This window comes from Microbacterium sp. CGR1, assembly GCF_051062835.1.
Taxonomy (GTDB): Bacteria; Actinomycetota; Actinomycetes; order Actinomycetales; family Microbacteriaceae; genus Microbacterium.
Genome location: NZ_JAOTPG010000001.1, coordinates 1,991,152 through 2,007,078 on the forward strand (window position 1 = coordinate 1,991,152; position 15,927 = coordinate 2,007,078).

The 15,927-nt window shown below is 68.1% G+C and carries 20 protein-coding genes; 6 read left to right on the plus strand and 14 right to left on the minus strand.

Annotated features, from left to right (window positions below; all coding sequences use genetic code 11):
• Positions 1–49: 49 nt before the first annotated feature.
• Positions 50–1,483 carry a gamma-aminobutyraldehyde dehydrogenase gene (locus OD997_RS09925; protein WP_434331414.1) on the minus strand — a complete coding sequence of 478 codons (1,434 nt, stop codon included), beginning with the start codon at positions 1,481–1,483 and terminating at the stop codon, positions 50–52.
• Between the two features lie 100 nt (positions 1,484–1,583).
• Between OD997_RS09925 and OD997_RS09930 the strand changes: the two genes are divergently transcribed.
• Genes OD997_RS09930 through OD997_RS09940 form a run of 3 tightly spaced genes read left to right on the plus strand, consistent with a single transcriptional unit; the run spans position 1,584 to position 3,830 of the window.
• Positions 1,584–2,051 carry an Lrp/AsnC family transcriptional regulator gene (locus OD997_RS09930; RefSeq protein ID WP_434331415.1) on the plus strand — a complete coding sequence of 156 codons (468 nt, stop codon included), beginning with the start codon at positions 1,584–1,586 and terminating at the stop codon, positions 2,049–2,051.
• Positions 2,052–2,079: 28 nt separating this feature from the next.
• Complete coding sequence (locus tag OD997_RS09935; RefSeq protein ID WP_434331416.1) at positions 2,080–3,486, plus strand: NAD(P)/FAD-dependent oxidoreductase; 1,407 nt, start codon at positions 2,080–2,082, stop codon at positions 3,484–3,486.
• Positions 3,483–3,830: a cupin domain-containing protein gene (locus tag OD997_RS09940; RefSeq protein WP_434331417.1), complete on the plus strand. Its 348-nt coding sequence runs from the start codon at positions 3,483–3,485 to the stop codon at positions 3,828–3,830. Before OD997_RS09935 ends, OD997_RS09940 begins: the two co-directional genes overlap by 4 nt.
• Here OD997_RS09940 and OD997_RS09945 read toward each other — a convergent pair.
• From OD997_RS09945 to OD997_RS09955, 3 genes are all read right to left on the minus strand, one after another.
• Positions 3,818–4,024, minus strand: a complete 207-nt coding sequence (locus OD997_RS09945) for a histidine ammonia-lyase (protein ID WP_434331418.1) — start codon at positions 4,022–4,024, stop codon at positions 3,818–3,820. The two genes, OD997_RS09940 and OD997_RS09945, sit on opposite strands and share 13 nt — an antisense overlap.
• Before the next feature lie 161 nt (positions 4,025–4,185).
• Positions 4,186–4,965 carry a lysostaphin resistance A-like protein gene (locus OD997_RS09950; protein ID WP_434331419.1) on the minus strand — a complete coding sequence of 260 codons (780 nt, stop codon included), beginning with the start codon at positions 4,963–4,965 and terminating at the stop codon, positions 4,186–4,188.
• A 110-nt stretch (positions 4,966–5,075) separates the two neighbouring features.
• Positions 5,076–5,741, minus strand: coding sequence for a hypothetical protein (locus tag OD997_RS09955; protein WP_434331420.1), 666 nt, complete (start codon positions 5,739–5,741; stop codon positions 5,076–5,078).
• A 73-nt stretch (positions 5,742–5,814) separates the two neighbouring features.
• Between OD997_RS09955 and OD997_RS09960 the strand changes: the two genes are divergently transcribed.
• Complete coding sequence (locus OD997_RS09960; protein WP_434331421.1) at positions 5,815–6,501, plus strand: hypothetical protein; 687 nt, start codon at positions 5,815–5,817, stop codon at positions 6,499–6,501.
• A gap of 87 nt (positions 6,502–6,588) precedes the next feature.
• Positions 6,589–7,017 (plus strand): hypothetical protein, encoded by a 429-nt coding sequence (locus tag OD997_RS09965; RefSeq protein ID WP_434331422.1) that lies wholly within the window; start codon positions 6,589–6,591, stop codon positions 7,015–7,017.
• Between the two features lie 188 nt (positions 7,018–7,205).
• Here the strand turns inward: OD997_RS09965 and OD997_RS09970 are convergent, their stop codons facing one another.
• From OD997_RS09970 to OD997_RS09980, 3 genes are all read right to left on the minus strand, one after another.
• A complete protein-coding gene (locus OD997_RS09970; RefSeq protein ID WP_434331423.1) occupies positions 7,206–7,703 on the minus strand; it encodes a hypothetical protein in 498 nt (165 codons plus the stop codon).
• 38 nt (positions 7,704–7,741) lie between these two features.
• A complete protein-coding gene (locus tag OD997_RS09975) occupies positions 7,742–8,038 on the minus strand; it encodes a PadR family transcriptional regulator (protein WP_434331424.1) in 297 nt (98 codons plus the stop codon).
• A gap of 249 nt (positions 8,039–8,287) precedes the next feature.
• A complete protein-coding gene (locus tag OD997_RS09980; RefSeq protein WP_434331425.1) occupies positions 8,288–9,754 on the minus strand; it encodes a carboxylesterase/lipase family protein in 1,467 nt (488 codons plus the stop codon).
• A gap of 138 nt (positions 9,755–9,892) precedes the next feature.
• Between OD997_RS09980 and OD997_RS09985 the strand changes: the two genes are divergently transcribed.
• Positions 9,893–10,438, plus strand: a complete 546-nt coding sequence (locus tag OD997_RS09985; RefSeq protein ID WP_434331426.1) for a hypothetical protein — start codon at positions 9,893–9,895, stop codon at positions 10,436–10,438.
• 93 nt (positions 10,439–10,531) lie between these two features.
• Here OD997_RS09985 and OD997_RS09990 read toward each other — a convergent pair whose 3' ends face one another.
• From OD997_RS09990 to OD997_RS10020, 7 genes are all read right to left on the minus strand, one after another.
• Positions 10,532–10,876 carry a type II toxin-antitoxin system PemK/MazF family toxin gene (locus OD997_RS09990; RefSeq protein WP_434331427.1) on the minus strand — a complete coding sequence of 115 codons (345 nt, stop codon included), beginning with the start codon at positions 10,874–10,876 and terminating at the stop codon, positions 10,532–10,534.
• Positions 10,873–11,118 (minus strand): CopG family transcriptional regulator, encoded by a 246-nt coding sequence (locus tag OD997_RS09995; protein WP_434331428.1) that lies wholly within the window; start codon positions 11,116–11,118, stop codon positions 10,873–10,875. Before OD997_RS09995 ends, OD997_RS09990 begins: the two co-directional genes overlap by 4 nt.
• A 75-nt stretch (positions 11,119–11,193) precedes the next feature.
• Entirely contained in the window at positions 11,194–12,210 is a 1,017-nt protein-coding gene (locus tag OD997_RS10000; RefSeq protein WP_434331429.1) for a DNA-methyltransferase, read from the minus strand.
• Positions 12,207–13,256, minus strand: coding sequence for a lipoate--protein ligase family protein (locus OD997_RS10005; protein ID WP_434331430.1), 1,050 nt, complete (start codon positions 13,254–13,256; stop codon positions 12,207–12,209). Before OD997_RS10005 ends, OD997_RS10000 begins: the two co-directional genes overlap by 4 nt.
• A gap of 50 nt (positions 13,257–13,306) precedes the next feature.
• Entirely contained in the window at positions 13,307–14,047 is a 741-nt protein-coding gene (locus OD997_RS10010; RefSeq protein WP_434331431.1) for a DUF1684 domain-containing protein, read from the minus strand.
• Between the two features lie 131 nt (positions 14,048–14,178).
• A complete protein-coding gene (locus tag OD997_RS10015) occupies positions 14,179–15,033 on the minus strand; it encodes an alpha/beta fold hydrolase (RefSeq protein ID WP_434331432.1) in 855 nt (284 codons plus the stop codon).
• A gap of 77 nt (positions 15,034–15,110) precedes the next feature.
• Positions 15,111–15,848 (minus strand): copper homeostasis protein CutC, encoded by a 738-nt coding sequence (locus OD997_RS10020; protein ID WP_434331433.1) that lies wholly within the window; start codon positions 15,846–15,848, stop codon positions 15,111–15,113.
• Positions 15,849–15,927 lie beyond the last annotated feature (79 nt).

The window sequence follows — 15,927 nt, forward strand, 5'->3', positions numbered from 1 at the left end:
CCGGGGGATGTCTCTCGGGGCGAATCGGCGATGCCCGGCGCACGTGCTCTCAGTCGAGGGCCGACATCACGTGCTTGATGCGCGTGTAGTCGTCGAAGCCGTACTGCGAGAGATCCTTGCCGTAGCCGGAGTGCTTGAACCCGCCGTGGGGCATGTCCGAGACGAAGGGGATGTGGGTGTTGATCCACACGCATCCGAAGTCGAGGTCGCGCGAGAAACGCATCGCGCGGGCGTGATCGGTCGTCCAGACAGACGACGCCAGCGCGTAGGGCACGTCGTTCGCCATCTCGAGCGCCTGCGCGTCGGTGTCGAACGACTGCACCGTCAGCACAGGTCCGAAGATCTCGCCCTGCACGGCCTCGTCGTCCTGGTGCAGACCGGAGACGATGGTCGCCTCGAAGAAGTAGCCCGTGTCTCCCTGGCGACGACCGCCGGTCTCGACGGTCGCGTGCGCCGGCAGCCGGTCGACGAAGCCCTGCACCTGGGCGAGCTGGGCGGCGCTGCTGAGGGGGCCGTAGAGCACTCCCTCTTCGTGAGGCGCGCCGGTGCGCGCATCCGTCTTCGCCTTCGCGACCAGGGCCGCGACGAACTCGTCGTGCACGGAGGAGTGCACGAGCACTCGCGTCGCGGCGGTGCAGTCCTGACCTGCATTGAAGAACGCTCCGGTGATGATGCCGGATGCCGCCTTGTCGAGGTTCGCGTCGGGGTAGACGATCGCCGGGGCCTTGCCGCCGAGCTCGAGGTGCACGCGCTTGACGTCGTTCGCCGCCGACCGTGCGACCGCCATGCCTGCGCGCACGGATCCGGTGATCGCGACCATCTGCGGCGTCGGATGCTCGACCAGGGCGACCCCCGTGTCGCGGTCGCCGAGCACGACGTTGAGCGTGCCGGCTGGCGTGTGCAGCGCGACGATCTCGGCCAGCAGAAGTGTGGTCAGCGGCGTCGACTCGGCCGGCTTCAACACCACCGTGTTGCCTGCGGCGAGCGCGGGGGCGATCTTCCACACCGCCATGTTCAGCGGGTAGTTCCAGGGCGTGACCTGGCCGATCACGCCGATCGGCTCGCGGCGCACGAACGAGGTGTGACCGGCGAGGTACTCCCCCGCGGCTCTGCCTTCGAGGCTGCGCGCCGCACCGGCGAAGAAACGCAGCTGGTCGATCGACTGCAGGATCTCGTCGGCGACGAGGCTCGCGCGCGGCTTGCCGGTGTCCTTCGACTCGAGGTCGGCGAACTCCTCGGCGCGCGCCTGCATCTCGTCGGCGACGCGGAAGAGCGCCAGCTGCCGATCGGCAGGAGTCGTGTCACGCCAGATCGGGAACGCGGCGGATGCCGCGGCGTAGGCGGCATCGACATCAGAGGTGTCCGAGACGGGGAGCTCCCCGTAGGCGTCCTCCGTCACGGGGTCGATCAGCGGCATGCGCCCCTGCCCGCTCACGGGAACGTACTGCCCGCCGATGAAGTTCTGAAGGAGTTCTGTGGCCATGACGGCCATGCTAGCGATCAGATTGCGAATACAGAAGGGTCTACTGATCCAAACGATGGAATCAGTTGCTTCGCGCGCATCATCCTGTCAATATCGACACATGAGCGCCACGCCGAAGCAGCCCATGCTGGATGACATCTCGAAGCGGATCGTCGAACTCCTGCAGGAGGACGGTCGCCGGCCGTATGCCGAGATCGGTCGCGAGGTGGGCCTCAGCGAGGCTGCGGCACGCCAGCGCGTGCAGAAGATGACCGAGGCCGGGATCATCCAGATCGTCGCTGTCACCGACCCGATGCAGCTCGGCTTCCGCCGCATGTCGATGATCGGCATCCGCGTGACGGGCGACCCGCGGCTCATCGCCGAGGAGCTGACGAAGATCACCGAGCTCGCCTACGTCGTGGTCACGCTCGGCACCTTCGACATCCTCGTCGAAGCCGTGTGCGAGAGCGACACCCACCTGCTCGATCTGATCGCCACCCGCATCCGGACGATCCCGGGCATCACGCACACCGAGAGCCTGCTCTACGCCGGCCTGTACAAAGACCTCTACAACTGGGGCACGCGCTGAGGCGCGGACCCGGAGACAAGGAGTGATCATGGGAACCACGGTCTTCGAACGTCGCCGCCCCGCGGATGCCGTGATCGATGCCTCGCTGCGAGACACGGCCTTCAGCGTGTTCTGGCTCGATGACGTCGAGCGCGTCTCGCATCCCGCACTCACCGAGAGCATCACGGCAGACCTCGCCATCGTCGGCGGCGGGTATGCCGGTCTCTGGACCGCCGTACGCGCCAAGGAGCGCGACCCCGAGCGCCGTGTGGTGCTGCTCGAGGCATCGCGCATCGCCTGGGCGGCGTCGGGCCGCAACGGAGGTTTCTGCGAGGCGAGCCTCACGCACGGGCACGAGAACGGCCTCACCCGCTGGCCCGACGAGATCGACCGTCTCGAAGAGCTCGGCCTCGAGAACCTCGACGGCATCGAGCAGACCGTGAAGCGCTACGACATGGACGTCGACTTCGAGCGCACCGGACAGCTGGCCGTGGCCGTCGAACCGCACCAGGTCGAGTGGCTGCGCGAGGAGGAGGGATTCCTCGACCGCGAAGCCGTGCAGTCCGAGGTGCACTCCGATACGTTCCTCGCGGGGGCGTGGGAACGCGAAGGATGCGCACTGGTGCACCCGGCGAAGCTCGGTCTCGAGCTGGCGCGCGTCGCCGCAGAACTGGGCGTCGAGATCTACGAGCAGTCGCTCGTGCGCGAGATCGTCGGCGACGGATCGAGTGCGATCACGCTCGTCACCCGCGACGGCGGGCGAGTGAGAGCGGATGCCGTGGCTCTCGCCACCAACGTCTTCCCCTCGCTGCTCAAGCGCAACCGACTCATGACCGTTCCGGTGTACGACTACGTGCTGATGACGGAGCCGCTGACCGACGAGCAGCTCACCTCGATCGGGTGGTCGAACAGGCAGGGCCTCGCCGACAGCGCCAACCAGTTCCACTACTACCGCCTCACGGCCGACAACCGCATCCTCTTCGGCGGATACGACGCGGTGTACCACTTCGGCGGCAAGGTGCGACCCGAGTACGAGGACCGCGCCGAGAGCCACCGCAAGCTCGCCTCGCACTTCTTCACGACGTTCCCGCAGCTCGAGGGCCTGCGGTTCACGCACCGCTGGGCCGGGGCGATCGACTCGTCGAGCCGCTTCTGCGCGTTCTTCGGCACCGCCCGCAAGGGACGCATCGCCTACGCGACGGGGTTCACCGGGCTCGGCGTCGGCGCCGCCCGGTTCGCCGCCGACGTCATGCTCGACAAGCTTTCGGGCGAGCCGACCGAACGCACCGAGCTCGCGATGGTGCGCGAGAAGCCCATCCCGTTCCCCCCAGAGCCCGTCGCCTCGATCGGCGTCAACCTCGTGCGCGCGGCGATGAACCAGGCCGATCACAACGAGGGCAAGCGCAACCTGTTCCTCAAGACGCTCGATGCCGTCGGCATGGGATTCGACTCGTGAGCGGGCTCGCGCCCGGCGAGGGCGTGAATGCCGCGGCACTGTCTCTCGCTCATGAACCGTTGCCGGCCGACGAGGTGCTCCTCGGACAGCCGACGACCGCCACGCATGCGCTGGCGACCCTCGGCGAGGTCGAGGTCGGCATCTGGGAGATGACGCCCGGCACGGCATCCGATGTCGAGGTCGACGAGGTGTTCGTCGTGCTCGCAGGTCACGCCCGCATCGAGTTCGTCGACCCGCCGCTGCCCGCGATCGAGGTCGATCCCGGCTCGGTCGTGCGTCTGGCCGAGGGCCAGCGCACCGTGTGGACGGTCACCGAGACGCTACGCAAGATCTACATCGCCTGACCGTGGTGACGGCGGGTCTCGGGGTCGATCCAGTTGCCCGAACCTGTCAATCGGTGCCATCGCTTGTGGAACGCGAGATCGGTGCCGTCGGCTTCGACGACAGTCGCACCGCACAGATCGCAGATCCGCAGGATGACGACGTCACCGTCCGTGGTCGTGACCGAGAATGACCCTGCCGGGAATACGACGCCCATCGCGTTCTCCTCTCGCGCCCTCCCCGACCGTCGAGGTCAGGTTCCGAGCCTCCTGTCAGCGTAGCCAAGCGCGCGGACACCGCCAATGCCCTGCCTTTCAGAGGGCGGCGAGCAGAGTGCCGACAGCGCTACGGACGCACGCGCTCCGCGCCGCTCCCCCCTCAGGCGCGCGCGGGTGCTGCCGCCGTCGCCGCGACGGCCGGCTTCTCGTCGGCACCCTTGATCACCCAGTAGACGACGGCGACCGCGAGGATGCCGATCACCGGCGTCAGGAACGCGGCCCAGGCTGTGCCGAGCGGGGCGAAGCTGACCGCGAACACCGAGACATCCCACAGGCCGTGCAGCGCCATGGCCCAGATGAGCGATCCGGTCACCCGACGCACGATGTAGAAGCAGGTGCCCGACATCGCGGCGAGCACGACCTGTCCGAGCGTGGGCCCGACGGGGGCGCCCAGCGCGGCGTTGATGATGTGCATCCCGCCGAAGAGCAGGGAGGTGAGCAGCCACACCCATACCTCGGAGAGGCGTGAGCGGAGGGCCGTCAGCAGGAGTCCTCGCGACATCAGCTCTTCGCAGAAGCCGACGGCGAGCCCGAGGGCGAGCAGCGACAGCAGGAACGACGCGTCGAACTTCGACCAGTCGGTGTTGAACAGGTTCGCGACAGCGACGACGAGCATGATCGCGGGCACGAAGATCGGCCACTTGTGGTGCGAGCGCGTGCGCTCGAACAGCGCCGGCCTCCACCACCCCAGAAGCCAGGTGGTGATGGCGAGCAGCACGGCGCCGACTGCGAGGTCGAGCACCGCTCCGCGCCAGGTGAACTCGGCCGAGGTGCCGATCTCGGTGTACGCCACCCCGCTCAGCTTCGACACGATGAAGATGACCGCGACGTAGCCGACGTAGATCGCGAGGCCGATCCAGACCCGAGGGGTGACGCGCATGAGGTTGTGCCTTCCGTCGGCGAGCGAGTTCCGATCACCCAACATGTCGGTGGGCAGGGTGGAGATGGTGACGCCGGAGTCGCCACCATCCTCGCACTCGCCACGATCAGCTACGCGGGGTCCGCGTCGAGGACGATACCGAGCCTGCTTGCGACATCACGAGACCGCCTCTCAGCGTCATCTGCTGTGCGCTCGAGGCGGGGCAGGTCCTCCGGGCCGTAGTACCAGGTCGACCGGTCTCCAGGGGAGACGTATCGCTCTTCTTCAGTGAGCTGCGCGTCGGCGCGGGCCTTCCGGAGGTCGGCCTCGGCACGATCTCGTTCGTCGAAGACCTGCGACGCGAGCGCGAGGTCGCGGGCGGGCAGGTCCGCCGGGGCACCAGCCGCCACACGGGGATGGATCAGCACGGATGGCATGGGCTTCGGGACGGGAGCGGCCGGTACCCGGCGCGAGGCGATGATCGCGGTGACGATCGCACCGAGGACGAACAGCAGCGCGACGGCGATGGCCGCGTCTCGGAACGGCAGGCGCATCACCGCGACCACCGTGACGGCCACGGCCGCGAGCAGGAGACCCCCGGCGATCGGGACGAGACACCCCCTCGCATCCCTCCTGCCCCGGGCGGCGCGCGCTCGCCGATGGCTCTCGATGATCGCCGACGCGTCGGCGCCGCTGTCCGGCGGCACGAGGTGCAACTGATCCGGGCTGGTCCGGATCGCCGCAGCATCGACGGCCGGCAGGCGGAAGCAATCCGGGCGGTCGGAGGAGATCGGCACCGAACCATCCTCTCTCGCCGGGCCCCGTAGGGCTGACGCCGAGAAGTGGGAATCGGTCTGCCAGTATGTCGTCATGTCCGGCACACGCAAGCTCGTCCCTGTACTCGCCGCCCTCGCCGTGACGGCTGCCGCGCTGGCCGGGTGCACCGCCACAGCACCGGCGGCGGTGCAGACGTCCGAGGCATCCGCTTCGACGGATGCCTCGGAGCCGGTTTCCGAGGCCACGCCGACGCCGGAATCGACCGAGCCCGATACCTGCTCCGCCCTGTCTGAGGTCCACGGCGACGGGGGTGGTTTGTACTGGGAGCGCCAGGGCACTCTCCGCGATCTCGGCGTACGCGAGTTCGCGCAAGGCGAGGTGTCTCTGAACACTGATGGCACTCCCTTGACGTACACCGTTGAACCTGGCGACGTCGAGGCCGTCATCGCTGAACGGCTCTGCGCATGGCCTACCCTCGGCGAGATGAACCACGTGCGCGTGATCCAGCCCGGACAGGTGCTCTGGCTCACGCCCGACCCTGACAGTCCCTGGGTCCCGTATTACAGCCCGTGGGACGCGCCTGAGGGGTTCCTACAGATCCCGTATCAGCAGGCGATCGAGTCCGCGGGCAGGGCGGTTGACGCCGGCGACGTGGACACTGTGCGGTCGATCTGGAACGGCACGCTCAAGGGCATGTTCGTGAATCAGTACACCATCGACGCGGTGCAGAAGGTCGTCGACTCCGGCGACCTCGACGCGCTTCGCCAACTCTTCTCCTGACACTGGCCACGGTTCGGTTCAGCTCGCTTCGAACGCTGAACGGCTGGGCGTCGGGCTCACGCGCCTGCCTCGTGCCACTATGGGGCCGTGCGGATCGTCGGCAGTGTCTCTCTCGCTGCCGCAGCGACGCTCATCGGACTTTTCGGCACTCTCATGCTCGGCGCAGCCGGCCTCAGCTTGATGGGTCCGGGCCTCAGCTGGGCAGGTCCAGGGGTCACAGTCATCGAGTATTCCGACTCGGATGACACCGAGCGGGCGTTCGGTATCGGCATGGGCATCATCGCGCTTATCTTCTGGCTCGTGCTGACGCTGTCCGCCGTGCTTGTGGGGCTGCGCGGCGGCCACCAGACGCGCGGGCGGCGTGCCACGGTGTGGATCCGTCGTGGGACTGAGCACGATGCTCGTGCTGGGCAGCCTGATAGCGGTGCTGGCTACGCCGCCTCTTCTATGAAGTGCGCGCTGCCTTCGATCGACGAGACCGAAGCCTGCCGACGACGAAGATCGCGGCGCCGATGATGGCGATACCGAGCGCGGTCACCATCACGGCGGCGTCGTGAGGCAGCATGGCGCACCCGACGGACGTGTCCTCGTAGGGACAGCTTCTCCAGGGCTGGAAGAAGAACAGCACTGCTGTCGCGGCACCCGACAGCGCAACTGAAGCGCCGATGACGGCCATCGATCTCGATGCGCGTTGAGTCACGGTGTCAAAGTACCTCGGTGGTCGTCCTGTCGCGACGGAACAGGCGCCAGACCCTTGCGCCGACGAGCAGGAAGACGGCGATGATGACGACGGGCACGACGAGCCATTCCCATCCCCCCGACCACCCGATGCCGAAGCCCTGATCATTCGAGAACGCGTTGACAGGCACGAAGAGGAAGGTTGCCTCCGCTTTCATCGGTGCAGCGCCATCCACCACTGCCAGCATGCCCCCGGCGAACGAGAGGAACACGACCCAGTACGTGCCGAGCGCTGCCGCCGCAGTCAACGTGCCGATTGACCAGAGCGGCCGCATCCATCCTCCCTCGCCATAGCGTGCGGCAAGTGTTCGTGGAGCGCCCAGGTCGGCGATCACCGCGTGCACCGGCCGCCCATCCGTGTCGATCTCGTCACGCAGCGTCCTCAGGATGCGCCTGCGCTCGGAGGCAGAGACGACTCCCTCGAGATGCCAGTCGAGACGAAGCAAGTACATGGATGCGCGCATGGAGGCCGAACGTTTGGCTGGACTGAAGAGAGACATGCTCATTCCCTTTCGAGTTCGATGGCATCGCGCACGGCGGCAGCAGTGTGCTCCCACTGCTGTCGGGCGACCGCGAGTGCGATCTCGCCTGCATCCGTGAGCGCGAAGTACTTGCGAGGCGGGCCACTCGGCGACGACCTGGAGAACGTCGTGACGAGCGCGTCCCGTTCGAGTCGGTTCAGGACGGGGTACACCAGTCCCGTACTGACTTCGAGGTCCAGCGCCGTCAAGCGCTCGACCAACTCATACCCGTAGGACTCTTCCTGCTGAATGAGTTGCAGAACTACCAACGGGAGCACTGCGCGCGTCAGTTGCGCGTCCTGTCGAGCTTGTATACGAGACACGCTAGTAGTGAACCACGAATAGCGAGAGCCCGGCAAGGTGATTCTCGAAGACGGCCATTCGTGAGCCAGTCGGCACACTCCTCTGTGGCCTGCAGCGTTCGCTGTTTCTCTCCGCGGCTCAGCGGCAGGCGGATGCCGTGCGCTACCGCGCCTACCGGGTGGGGTGAGCCTGGCCAGACGGGCCGCGTCAGGCAGCCACTCGGCTCAGAGCAACGACCGCACCGACGCATATGCGTCGGTGACCTCGTGCGTCGGCCTGTCGTAGACCCGCACGATCCCCGCATCCCCCTCGTGCCTCGTCCACCCCGGGTCGCCGGCGGTGATGAACGCGACCGCAGCGCCGTGCAGTTCGTCGGCGAGGTCCTGCGGCGGGTTCGGCCCGGCCAGCGGCTCCATCGCCGGCCCGTCGAGGCAGTCGAAGAAGAAGGGCACGTCGAGGCAGTGCTCGGCGAAGCCGAAGTGCCCTGACGGCCACGAGAAGCGGTAGAGCCAGGTGGGCGCATCGCCACGGACCGCCGCGATGCGGGGAACGCCACTGCGGAACATGCGGTCAGTGAGCACCCGTCCCGCGAGGCGCGCCTTGCCGAGACGCACGACGTCGGCATTCGCGGCCAGATACTCGGCGCGGATGCTCTTGGACAGCCCGAGCCGGGTCAACAGCACTCCCTGCGGCACCCATCGCAGCGCCTTCGCGGCGCTGCCGGTGAACGCCATCGTGAACTCGTCGTCCGCTGCACCGATCACGAGGGGCTTGTCGGCACCGACTCCGGCTCGCAGCGATTCAGGGGTCGGACGTGTGAGAAGGTCGCCGTCGATCGCGGGCCCGAGCGGCAGGCCCTCATCGATCATGGCGGTCATCGACGATGGCCCGAGCTGGGTCGCCTTCTTCTGAAGCGCGAGCAGACGATCCTCGCTCACGGTCGAAAGACCGGCCACGGTGGGCTCGACGCCCGCCGTCACGGCGAGCGCTCGCCCGAACGCCTCGGCCCGCGGCGCCGAGACATCTCCGAGAGCGCCCGAGATCGCGTAGACACTGTGGAACAGGTGCTGTGCCGCCTCCATGCCGAGCAGGGTGAGCACGGCTCCGCCTCCGGCGGACTGCCCGGCGATCGTCACGCGACCGGGGTCTCCACCGAAGGCGGCGATGTTCTGCTGCACCCATTCGAGCGCGAGCAGCCAGTCGCGCACACCACGGTTCGAGGGCGCATCCTCGATCCAGCCGAACCCGTCGAAGCCGAGCCGGTACGAGATCGAGACGGTGACGACGCCGTCTCGGTTGAAGTTGCGGCCGTCGTACCAGGGACTCGCGGGCGAGCCGGCGAAGTAGCCGCCGCCGTGGATCCACACGAGCACAGGCATGCCGGATGCCGTGGGATCGGGCGTGAAGACGTTGACGTTCAGCGTCGAATCGCCCTCGACGCTCGGCTCGGGGATCAGCGTCACACCGGGGTCGCCCCGCTGCGCTGTGGCGGCGAACTCGAGCGCATCGAGCACTCCGTCCCACGGGGCCCTCGGCACGGGAGCTTGGAATCGCAGCGCATCGATCGGCGGCTCCGCGAACGGGATGCCGAGAAAAGCCGCCGACCGCGGAGCCCCTCGCCCTCCCGTGGTCGGGCGCCAGCACCCTCGGACCCGCCCTGCGGCGGTCTGCACCTCGACGTACTCTGTCATGACCCTCACACTCTCACGCCGAGGCTTTTTCGTGCCGACACTCTCCCTTGCCGAAACTACGGCGCGCGCCGCGCAGTGACGACGATCCTCTGCCCCACGTCTCAGGCCTGCTCCAGCTCGTCGCCTAATGTCGAGACCGTGGTCCACCCCCGCGTCTACTTCTCCGCGATCCAGAACGAGGCCGAGTTCCTCGCCGACTACGAACCATCGCTCGCGACATGGGCGGACGAGGATGGATCGACCCTGCTGATGCGGGCTCTGCGCAACGGCGATCCCGCCAGCCGAGTCGCGATCGCCACGCGACTGCTCGACGACGGTGCTGATGCCGGCGCGGCGACCGAGAGCCAGGTGAACGCGTTGCACGTCTTGCTGAGCGCGACGGCCCACGATTTCATCGCTGAAGCAGCTCTGCTCGCCCGCCTGCTCGATGAAGGCGCAGACATCAATGCCGACAGCGGCAGTCGATGGGGCACGCCGCTGCAGACACTCTGCCGCACGCTCAAGTTCTCCGACGAGACTCTCGCTCCGTTCTACGACGTCCTGTTCGCCCGCCCCGAACTCGATGTGACCACCCCGAGCAGCGTGGGACGCAGCGTCACCGAGAGCGCCCGAGCCGCCATCAGACGCCGCACCGACCTGCTCGCGCGTTGCCACGCGCACACGAACGAGCACGGATCGCGCTGACGCCTGTGACAACCGGCTGACGCCCGCCCCGAGGGGCGACCATCCATCCGCGACCCGGCCCACGAGATCGGCGTGACCGAGACGACGGGCGCCTCAGACTCCCAGGACGAGACGGATGCCGGTGCCGATCTGGGCCATCAGATAAGGCGCCAGGTGGCCAGCAGGGTAGGTGTCGACGAACTCGCGTGTGACCGGACCGATCTGGCTGACGTTCGCCACCGAGTCGCGATCGAGTCCAGACGCGGCGGCCGGCACCAGGACGTTGCCGGGAAATCCCTCAAGAGCGGTGTTGGATGTCAGCGGCACGACGATGATGGTGTTGATGTTCGTATCGAGCAGCCAGTCCTCTTGCACCACGACGGACGGACGCACTTTCGCCGGTTCCGAGCCTCGCGGAATCCCGAAGTCGACCCAGACGATATCGCCTCTGCGAATCACCAGTCGGTGCTCTCGCGCAGCCGCTGCTCGTTGCCACGCACGAACAACTCGTCGTCTGCATCGGTGTCGGCCTGAACCAAGATCTGATTCGCGATACGGGTCAGGTCCGAAGAGCCTTCCAACTCATCGGCGAGCCGTCGCCCGGCGAGCTGGAAGAACTCCGACCGGTTCATGCCGTGTCGCGCAGCCACGCGTTCGAAACGCGCGAAGTCGCCATCGGGTACTGATATCGCCGTCTTCATGAGAAGAGTATAACCGGTCATACTGCGAGGCTGGTCAGAGCATCCGACACTCGAAGGTGGTCGAAAGATGCCCGACTACTCCCCGACGCGCGAGACCACCGCGTGTGGCATCCGCTCGGTCATGACGCGCACCGCTTCGGGGTTGTCGTCGACGAGCACCGCGTCGCGGCCGAGAGCAGAGGCGACGGCTCCGGTGGTGCCGCTGCCGGCGAAGAGGTCGAGCACGCGGTCACCCGGGCGACTGGATGCTCGGACGATGCGCCGCAGGATGCCCTCGGGCTTCTGCGTCGGGTATCCGGTCTTCTCACGCCCGGTCGTCGGCACGATCGTGTGCCACCACACGTCGGTGGGCAGCTTGCCGCGGGCGGCCTTCTCGGCCGTGACCAGACCCGGAGCCATGTAGGGCTCGCGGTCGATGTCGTCGGCGTTGAACACGTACTCGCGCGGGTTCTTCACGTACACGAGGATCGTGTCGTGCTTGGTGGGCCAGCGGCGTCGCGACTTCGCGCCGTAGTCGTAGGCCCAGATGAGTTCGTTGAGGAAGCAGTCGCGGCCGAACACCGCATCGAGCATGACCTTGGCGTAGTGCGCCTCGCGGTAGTCGAGGTGCAGATAGAGCGTGCCGTCGTCGGCGAGCAGCCGCCAGGCCTCCTCCAGCCGGGGCATCAGGAATGCACCGTAGTCGTCGAAGCGGTCGTCGTACGTACGAAGCATCCCGCGCACCCGCTCGTACGCGTGGCCGTGGAATCCGTGACGCACCTCGGAAGGCGTCGTCGCCGGTTCGGTATTCAGCATGGGCGCGGCCGTTGCGGCTGCGGACCCGCGAGATTCCGGGAGCGCGATGCCATCGGCCTCCGACTCCTGCTGAGTCGTGAACGTGCGACGGGCGGTGACCACCTGTCGCTCCTGCGCGCGGCCGGTGTTGAACGGCGGATCGAGGTAGACGAGCGTGAAAGACGCAGACGGAAGAGTCGCCGCTGCGGCGAGATTGTCGCCCTGGAGGATCGAGACATCGCCGCGGACGACGGGCGCCGGTTCGACCGGCGCCGGGTCGCCCGGCGCCGCCTCCGGCACAGGTGCGGCGTCGGTCACGGAACCCGCTGCAGCCACGCGTCGGTGGCGAACTTCGACTCCACGAGCGCCTCGGCATCGGCGTACTCGTCGGCGGTGATCGCGCCGTCTTCGGCGGAGGTCAGCGAGCGGAACGTGTCTTTGAAGCGCTCGATGATCTCGGCACGCGCGAGACCGGTCTGGCTGCGCAGCGGATCGACCCGCTTCGCCGCCGACGTCGTGCCCTTGTCACTGAGCTTCTCGCGGCCGATGCGCAGCACCTCGGTCATCATCTGGCCGTCGATGTCGTACGAGAGCGTCGCGTGGTGCAGCACTCCCCCGTTCGCGAGGCGCTTCTGCGCGGCGCCGCCGATCTTGCCCGACGAGCTGGCGATGTCGTTGAGGGGCTGATAGATCGCGTCGATCCCGAGCGACCGCAGCGCCTGCAGCACCCAGTCGTCGAGGAAGGCATACGAGTCGGCGAAGGTCATGCCCTGCACGAGGGATGCCGGAACGTACAGCGAGTAGGTGATGATCTGCCCTGCGGCCATGAGCATCGCGCCACCGCCCGAGATGCGGCGGACGACGTCGAAGCCGTGGCGAGCAGCGCCCGCGGGGTCGACCTCGTTGCGATACGACTGGAACGAGCCGATGACGACGGCCGACTGGTCCCATTCCCAGATGCGCAGCGTCGGTCGACGGCGCCCTTCGCCCACGCGCGAGGTGAGCACCTCGTCGAGCGCGAGGTTCATGCGGGGCGAGACCGCCTTCTCGTGCACGATCTCCCAGTCGAAGTCGTTCCAGCCCGGTGCCGTCACCAGCGCGCGGCGCACCGCGGTACCGACGGCCCCTGGCGTGAAGCCGAGCAGCTGCGCCCCCTCGGGCAGGGCAGCGCGGACCGCTGCGGCGATGGCCGTGGCATCCGATTCGACCGGGAGGCCGGTGACCGCCCGGTCGATGTCGTCGAGCGCCGTGTCGGGCTCGAGGAAGAAGTCGCCGGCGAGGTGGAAGCGAGCGATCCTGCTGTCCTCGACCTCGAGGTCGACGACGACGAGCTTTCCGCCTGGAACCTTGTATTCACCGTGCACGGTTACAGCTTAAGCCGCGGTCGTCGCACCGGCGCGGTGAACCCGCGGATTCAGCGCCCGAGCACCACCGCACGCTCACCGGCGCGGATCGGCGCCGAGAAGCGGTTGCCGGCGGGCGGCTGCGGGCAGACGTACTGATCCGAGAACGCGCACGGTGGCAGGTAGGCCCGGTTGAAGTCGATCACTGCGGAGCCGTCGGCGGCCGGCTCCTCTATCGGCAGGAAGCGGAACCGGTAGGTCTCGGTGCCGTTCGTGCCGTCGGCGAAGACCGCGGTCAGAGCGCCCTGCGGAGTGCGGGTCGCCGAGAGGGTGACGGCGACGCCGTCGAGGGTGAAGTGCAGCCTGCCCGCGAGGTCGGAATCGTGCACGTGCCCGTCGATCGACGTCACGGCGATCGTCTCCCCCGGCGTCGGCTCGAACGCCGCCGCGATCCGCCAGCCCTCCCGAGGCGGATACGCGTCTATCGCACTGAACCGTTCGCGCTCGGGTCGCCTCGGGTTGAATACCCGCAGCGCGACCGTGCCTCGCCGGTCGAACACGCGCAGTTCACGGCGCCCGAGCCGCAGCGACTCGCTGCCGCGCAGAGTCACGACCGACCCGGAAGTGCCGAGATCGCTGCCGCGGATCCCTCCGTCTCCCGTGAGCGCCCACAGCCCAGGAACCCCCTCCACGGCAGCGGGCTCGGTGATGAGCCAGTTCGTCGACTCGAGCGCGGCCGGGCCGTACTCAGCACCGGCATATCGCTCGCGCGACTCGTGCCATGCCCTCCAGTCGTCTGCGAAACCCACCACGCACCTCCCTCTCGCCGCGAATCTATGCGGAGGAGAGACCGATATGTCGGGTGGGCGTCACGCGGATTCACCCGCTGTAACACCCGTTCACGGGGCGTAACACGCGGACGCGGGGAAGGATGCGGTGCGGCTCAGCGCGCGGGGATGTGCGTGTCGAGCCACGACAGGATGTCGGCGCGGACCTCATCCTGCTGCAGCTCGTTGAAGATCTCGTGACGGGCATCGGGGTAGACGAGGGTCGTGATGTCGGTGAGCCCTGAGCGCGTGCGGTACTCGTCAGCGAGCTTGTGCACGCTCCGGGGACCGCCGACCGAGTCGTCGCGACCCACGAGGAGCAGCATCGGGATGTCGCGGCCGAGGTCCTTGCGGGGGCGGCCGTAGAGCTTCGCGGCTTCGATCGGACCGAACAGCTTCAGCAGCGGCACGTCTGTGGTGAGGGGGTCCTCGTCGAACTCCTTCCACACCGCGGGGTCGCGGCTGAGCCACTCGAGCCCCGTCGCATCGTCGGCGGCCCAGCGGGCGTTCAACGGCGCGGCATTGAGCGAGCCGGGCATCCGCAGGGCGGAACCCGACAGGATCACGGCGTCCCACGCTTCGGGGTGGTCGTTCACGAGCATCTGCGCGAGGAACGAGCCCCACGAGTGTCCCAGCAGCACGAGCGGAAGATCGGGATGCTCGTCCTTGATGATGCCGGTGAGCTGCCAGACGGCATCCTTCGCGGCGATCAGGCCGCCCTTGCCGAGTCGGCCCAGCTTGGCCGGACCTCCGTGCTGTCGGATGCCGGTGCGACCGTGTCCGCGGTGATCGTCGGCGTAGACGTGGAAGCCCGCCTCGGTGAGCGCCGCGATCAGCGTGCCGTAGCGACCTGCATGCTCGCCGACGCCGTGCAGCAGCTGCACGACTCCTCGCGCATCACCCGCCGCCTCGTGGACGTCGTAGACGATGGCGATGCCGTCAGCATCCGTGAATTCTCGGGTATCCGTCACGCCCCCACCCTACTGAGAGTGCGCGGCGTGCGTCAGGTCCGCGAGCGCGGCGCAGGGCAGGCGCTCACGGGTGCGGGTCAGGCGTCGAGCGCGGCGATGACGCTCTGGGCGATCGCGAGGTCGGTGATCTCGTAGCCGCCCACACCGTCGGAGGCCGAGCCCATGCGCACGCCGCCGTCTTCGTGCACGGTGCGCTTGGCCGAGAAGTGCAGCGCGTCGACGCCGGTCGCGGCGAGGGCGGCGGCGCTGGCGGCATCCACTCCGCTGCCCGCCATGATCTCGATCTCACCGGCGGCCTCGGCGACCAGGGCGCGCAGGGTGTCGATGCCGTCGATCGCGGCCGACGCCCCTCCTGACGTGAGCACCCGGCGGAGGCCGAGCGAGCGCGCGGCGACGAGCGTGGCGATGGGGTCGGCGGTCACATCGATCGCCCGATGGAGGGTGACGGATGCTCCGCCCGCGGCGTCCCGCAGCCGGGCCATCGCGTCGAGGTCGAGGCGCCCCTCCGCATCGAGCGCACCGATCACGACGCCGTGAGCGCCGGCCTCGATCGCCGCACGGACGTCCCGCTCGGAGAGGGCGATCTCGTCGGCGTCGTAGTGGAATCCACCGGCGCGGGGGCGGATCAGCACGTGCACCTCGGGACCCGCGGTGCGAGCGGTCTCGACCGCCAGTTCGATCGTGGCGAGCGAGGGCGTCAGTCCACCGAGCGGCAATGCCTGGGCGAGCTCTACGCGGGCGGCGCCGACGGCCGCGGCGATGCGGACTCCGGCAGGATCCTGGACGGCGATTTCGATGGCGGGGGTTCGGGTCACCCGTCCATTCTGTCGTGTGTGACGTTCTGTTCCGATATGGGGTTTCCGGTTTCGCGGAAAATTACTTAGACTGTCTAAG

Bases quoted from the DNA above. Each gene is read 5' to 3' on its own strand.
- OD997_RS09925 (WP_434331414.1), bottom strand. From the start codon at position 1,483: ATGGCCACAGAACTCCTTCAGAACTTCATCGGCGGGCAGTACGTTCCC.
- OD997_RS09930 (WP_434331415.1), top strand. From the start codon at position 1,584: ATGAGCGCCACGCCGAAGCAGCCCATGCTGGATGACATCTCGAAGCGG.
- OD997_RS09935 (WP_434331416.1), top strand. From the start codon at position 2,080: ATGGGAACCACGGTCTTCGAACGTCGCCGCCCCGCGGATGCCGTGATC.
- OD997_RS09945 (WP_434331418.1), bottom strand. From the start codon at position 4,024: ATGGGCGTCGTATTCCCGGCAGGGTCATTCTCGGTCACGACCACGGAC.
- OD997_RS09950 (WP_434331419.1), bottom strand. From the start codon at position 4,965: ATGCGCGTCACCCCTCGGGTCTGGATCGGCCTCGCGATCTACGTCGGC.
- OD997_RS09960 (WP_434331421.1), top strand. From the start codon at position 5,815: ATGTCCGGCACACGCAAGCTCGTCCCTGTACTCGCCGCCCTCGCCGTG.
- OD997_RS09970 (WP_434331423.1), bottom strand. From the start codon at position 7,703: ATGCGCGCATCCATGTACTTGCTTCGTCTCGACTGGCATCTCGAGGGA.
- OD997_RS09980 (WP_434331425.1), bottom strand. From the start codon at position 9,754: ATGACAGAGTACGTCGAGGTGCAGACCGCCGCAGGGCGGGTCCGAGGG.
- OD997_RS09995 (WP_434331428.1), bottom strand. From the start codon at position 11,118: ATGAAGACGGCGATATCAGTACCCGATGGCGACTTCGCGCGTTTCGAA.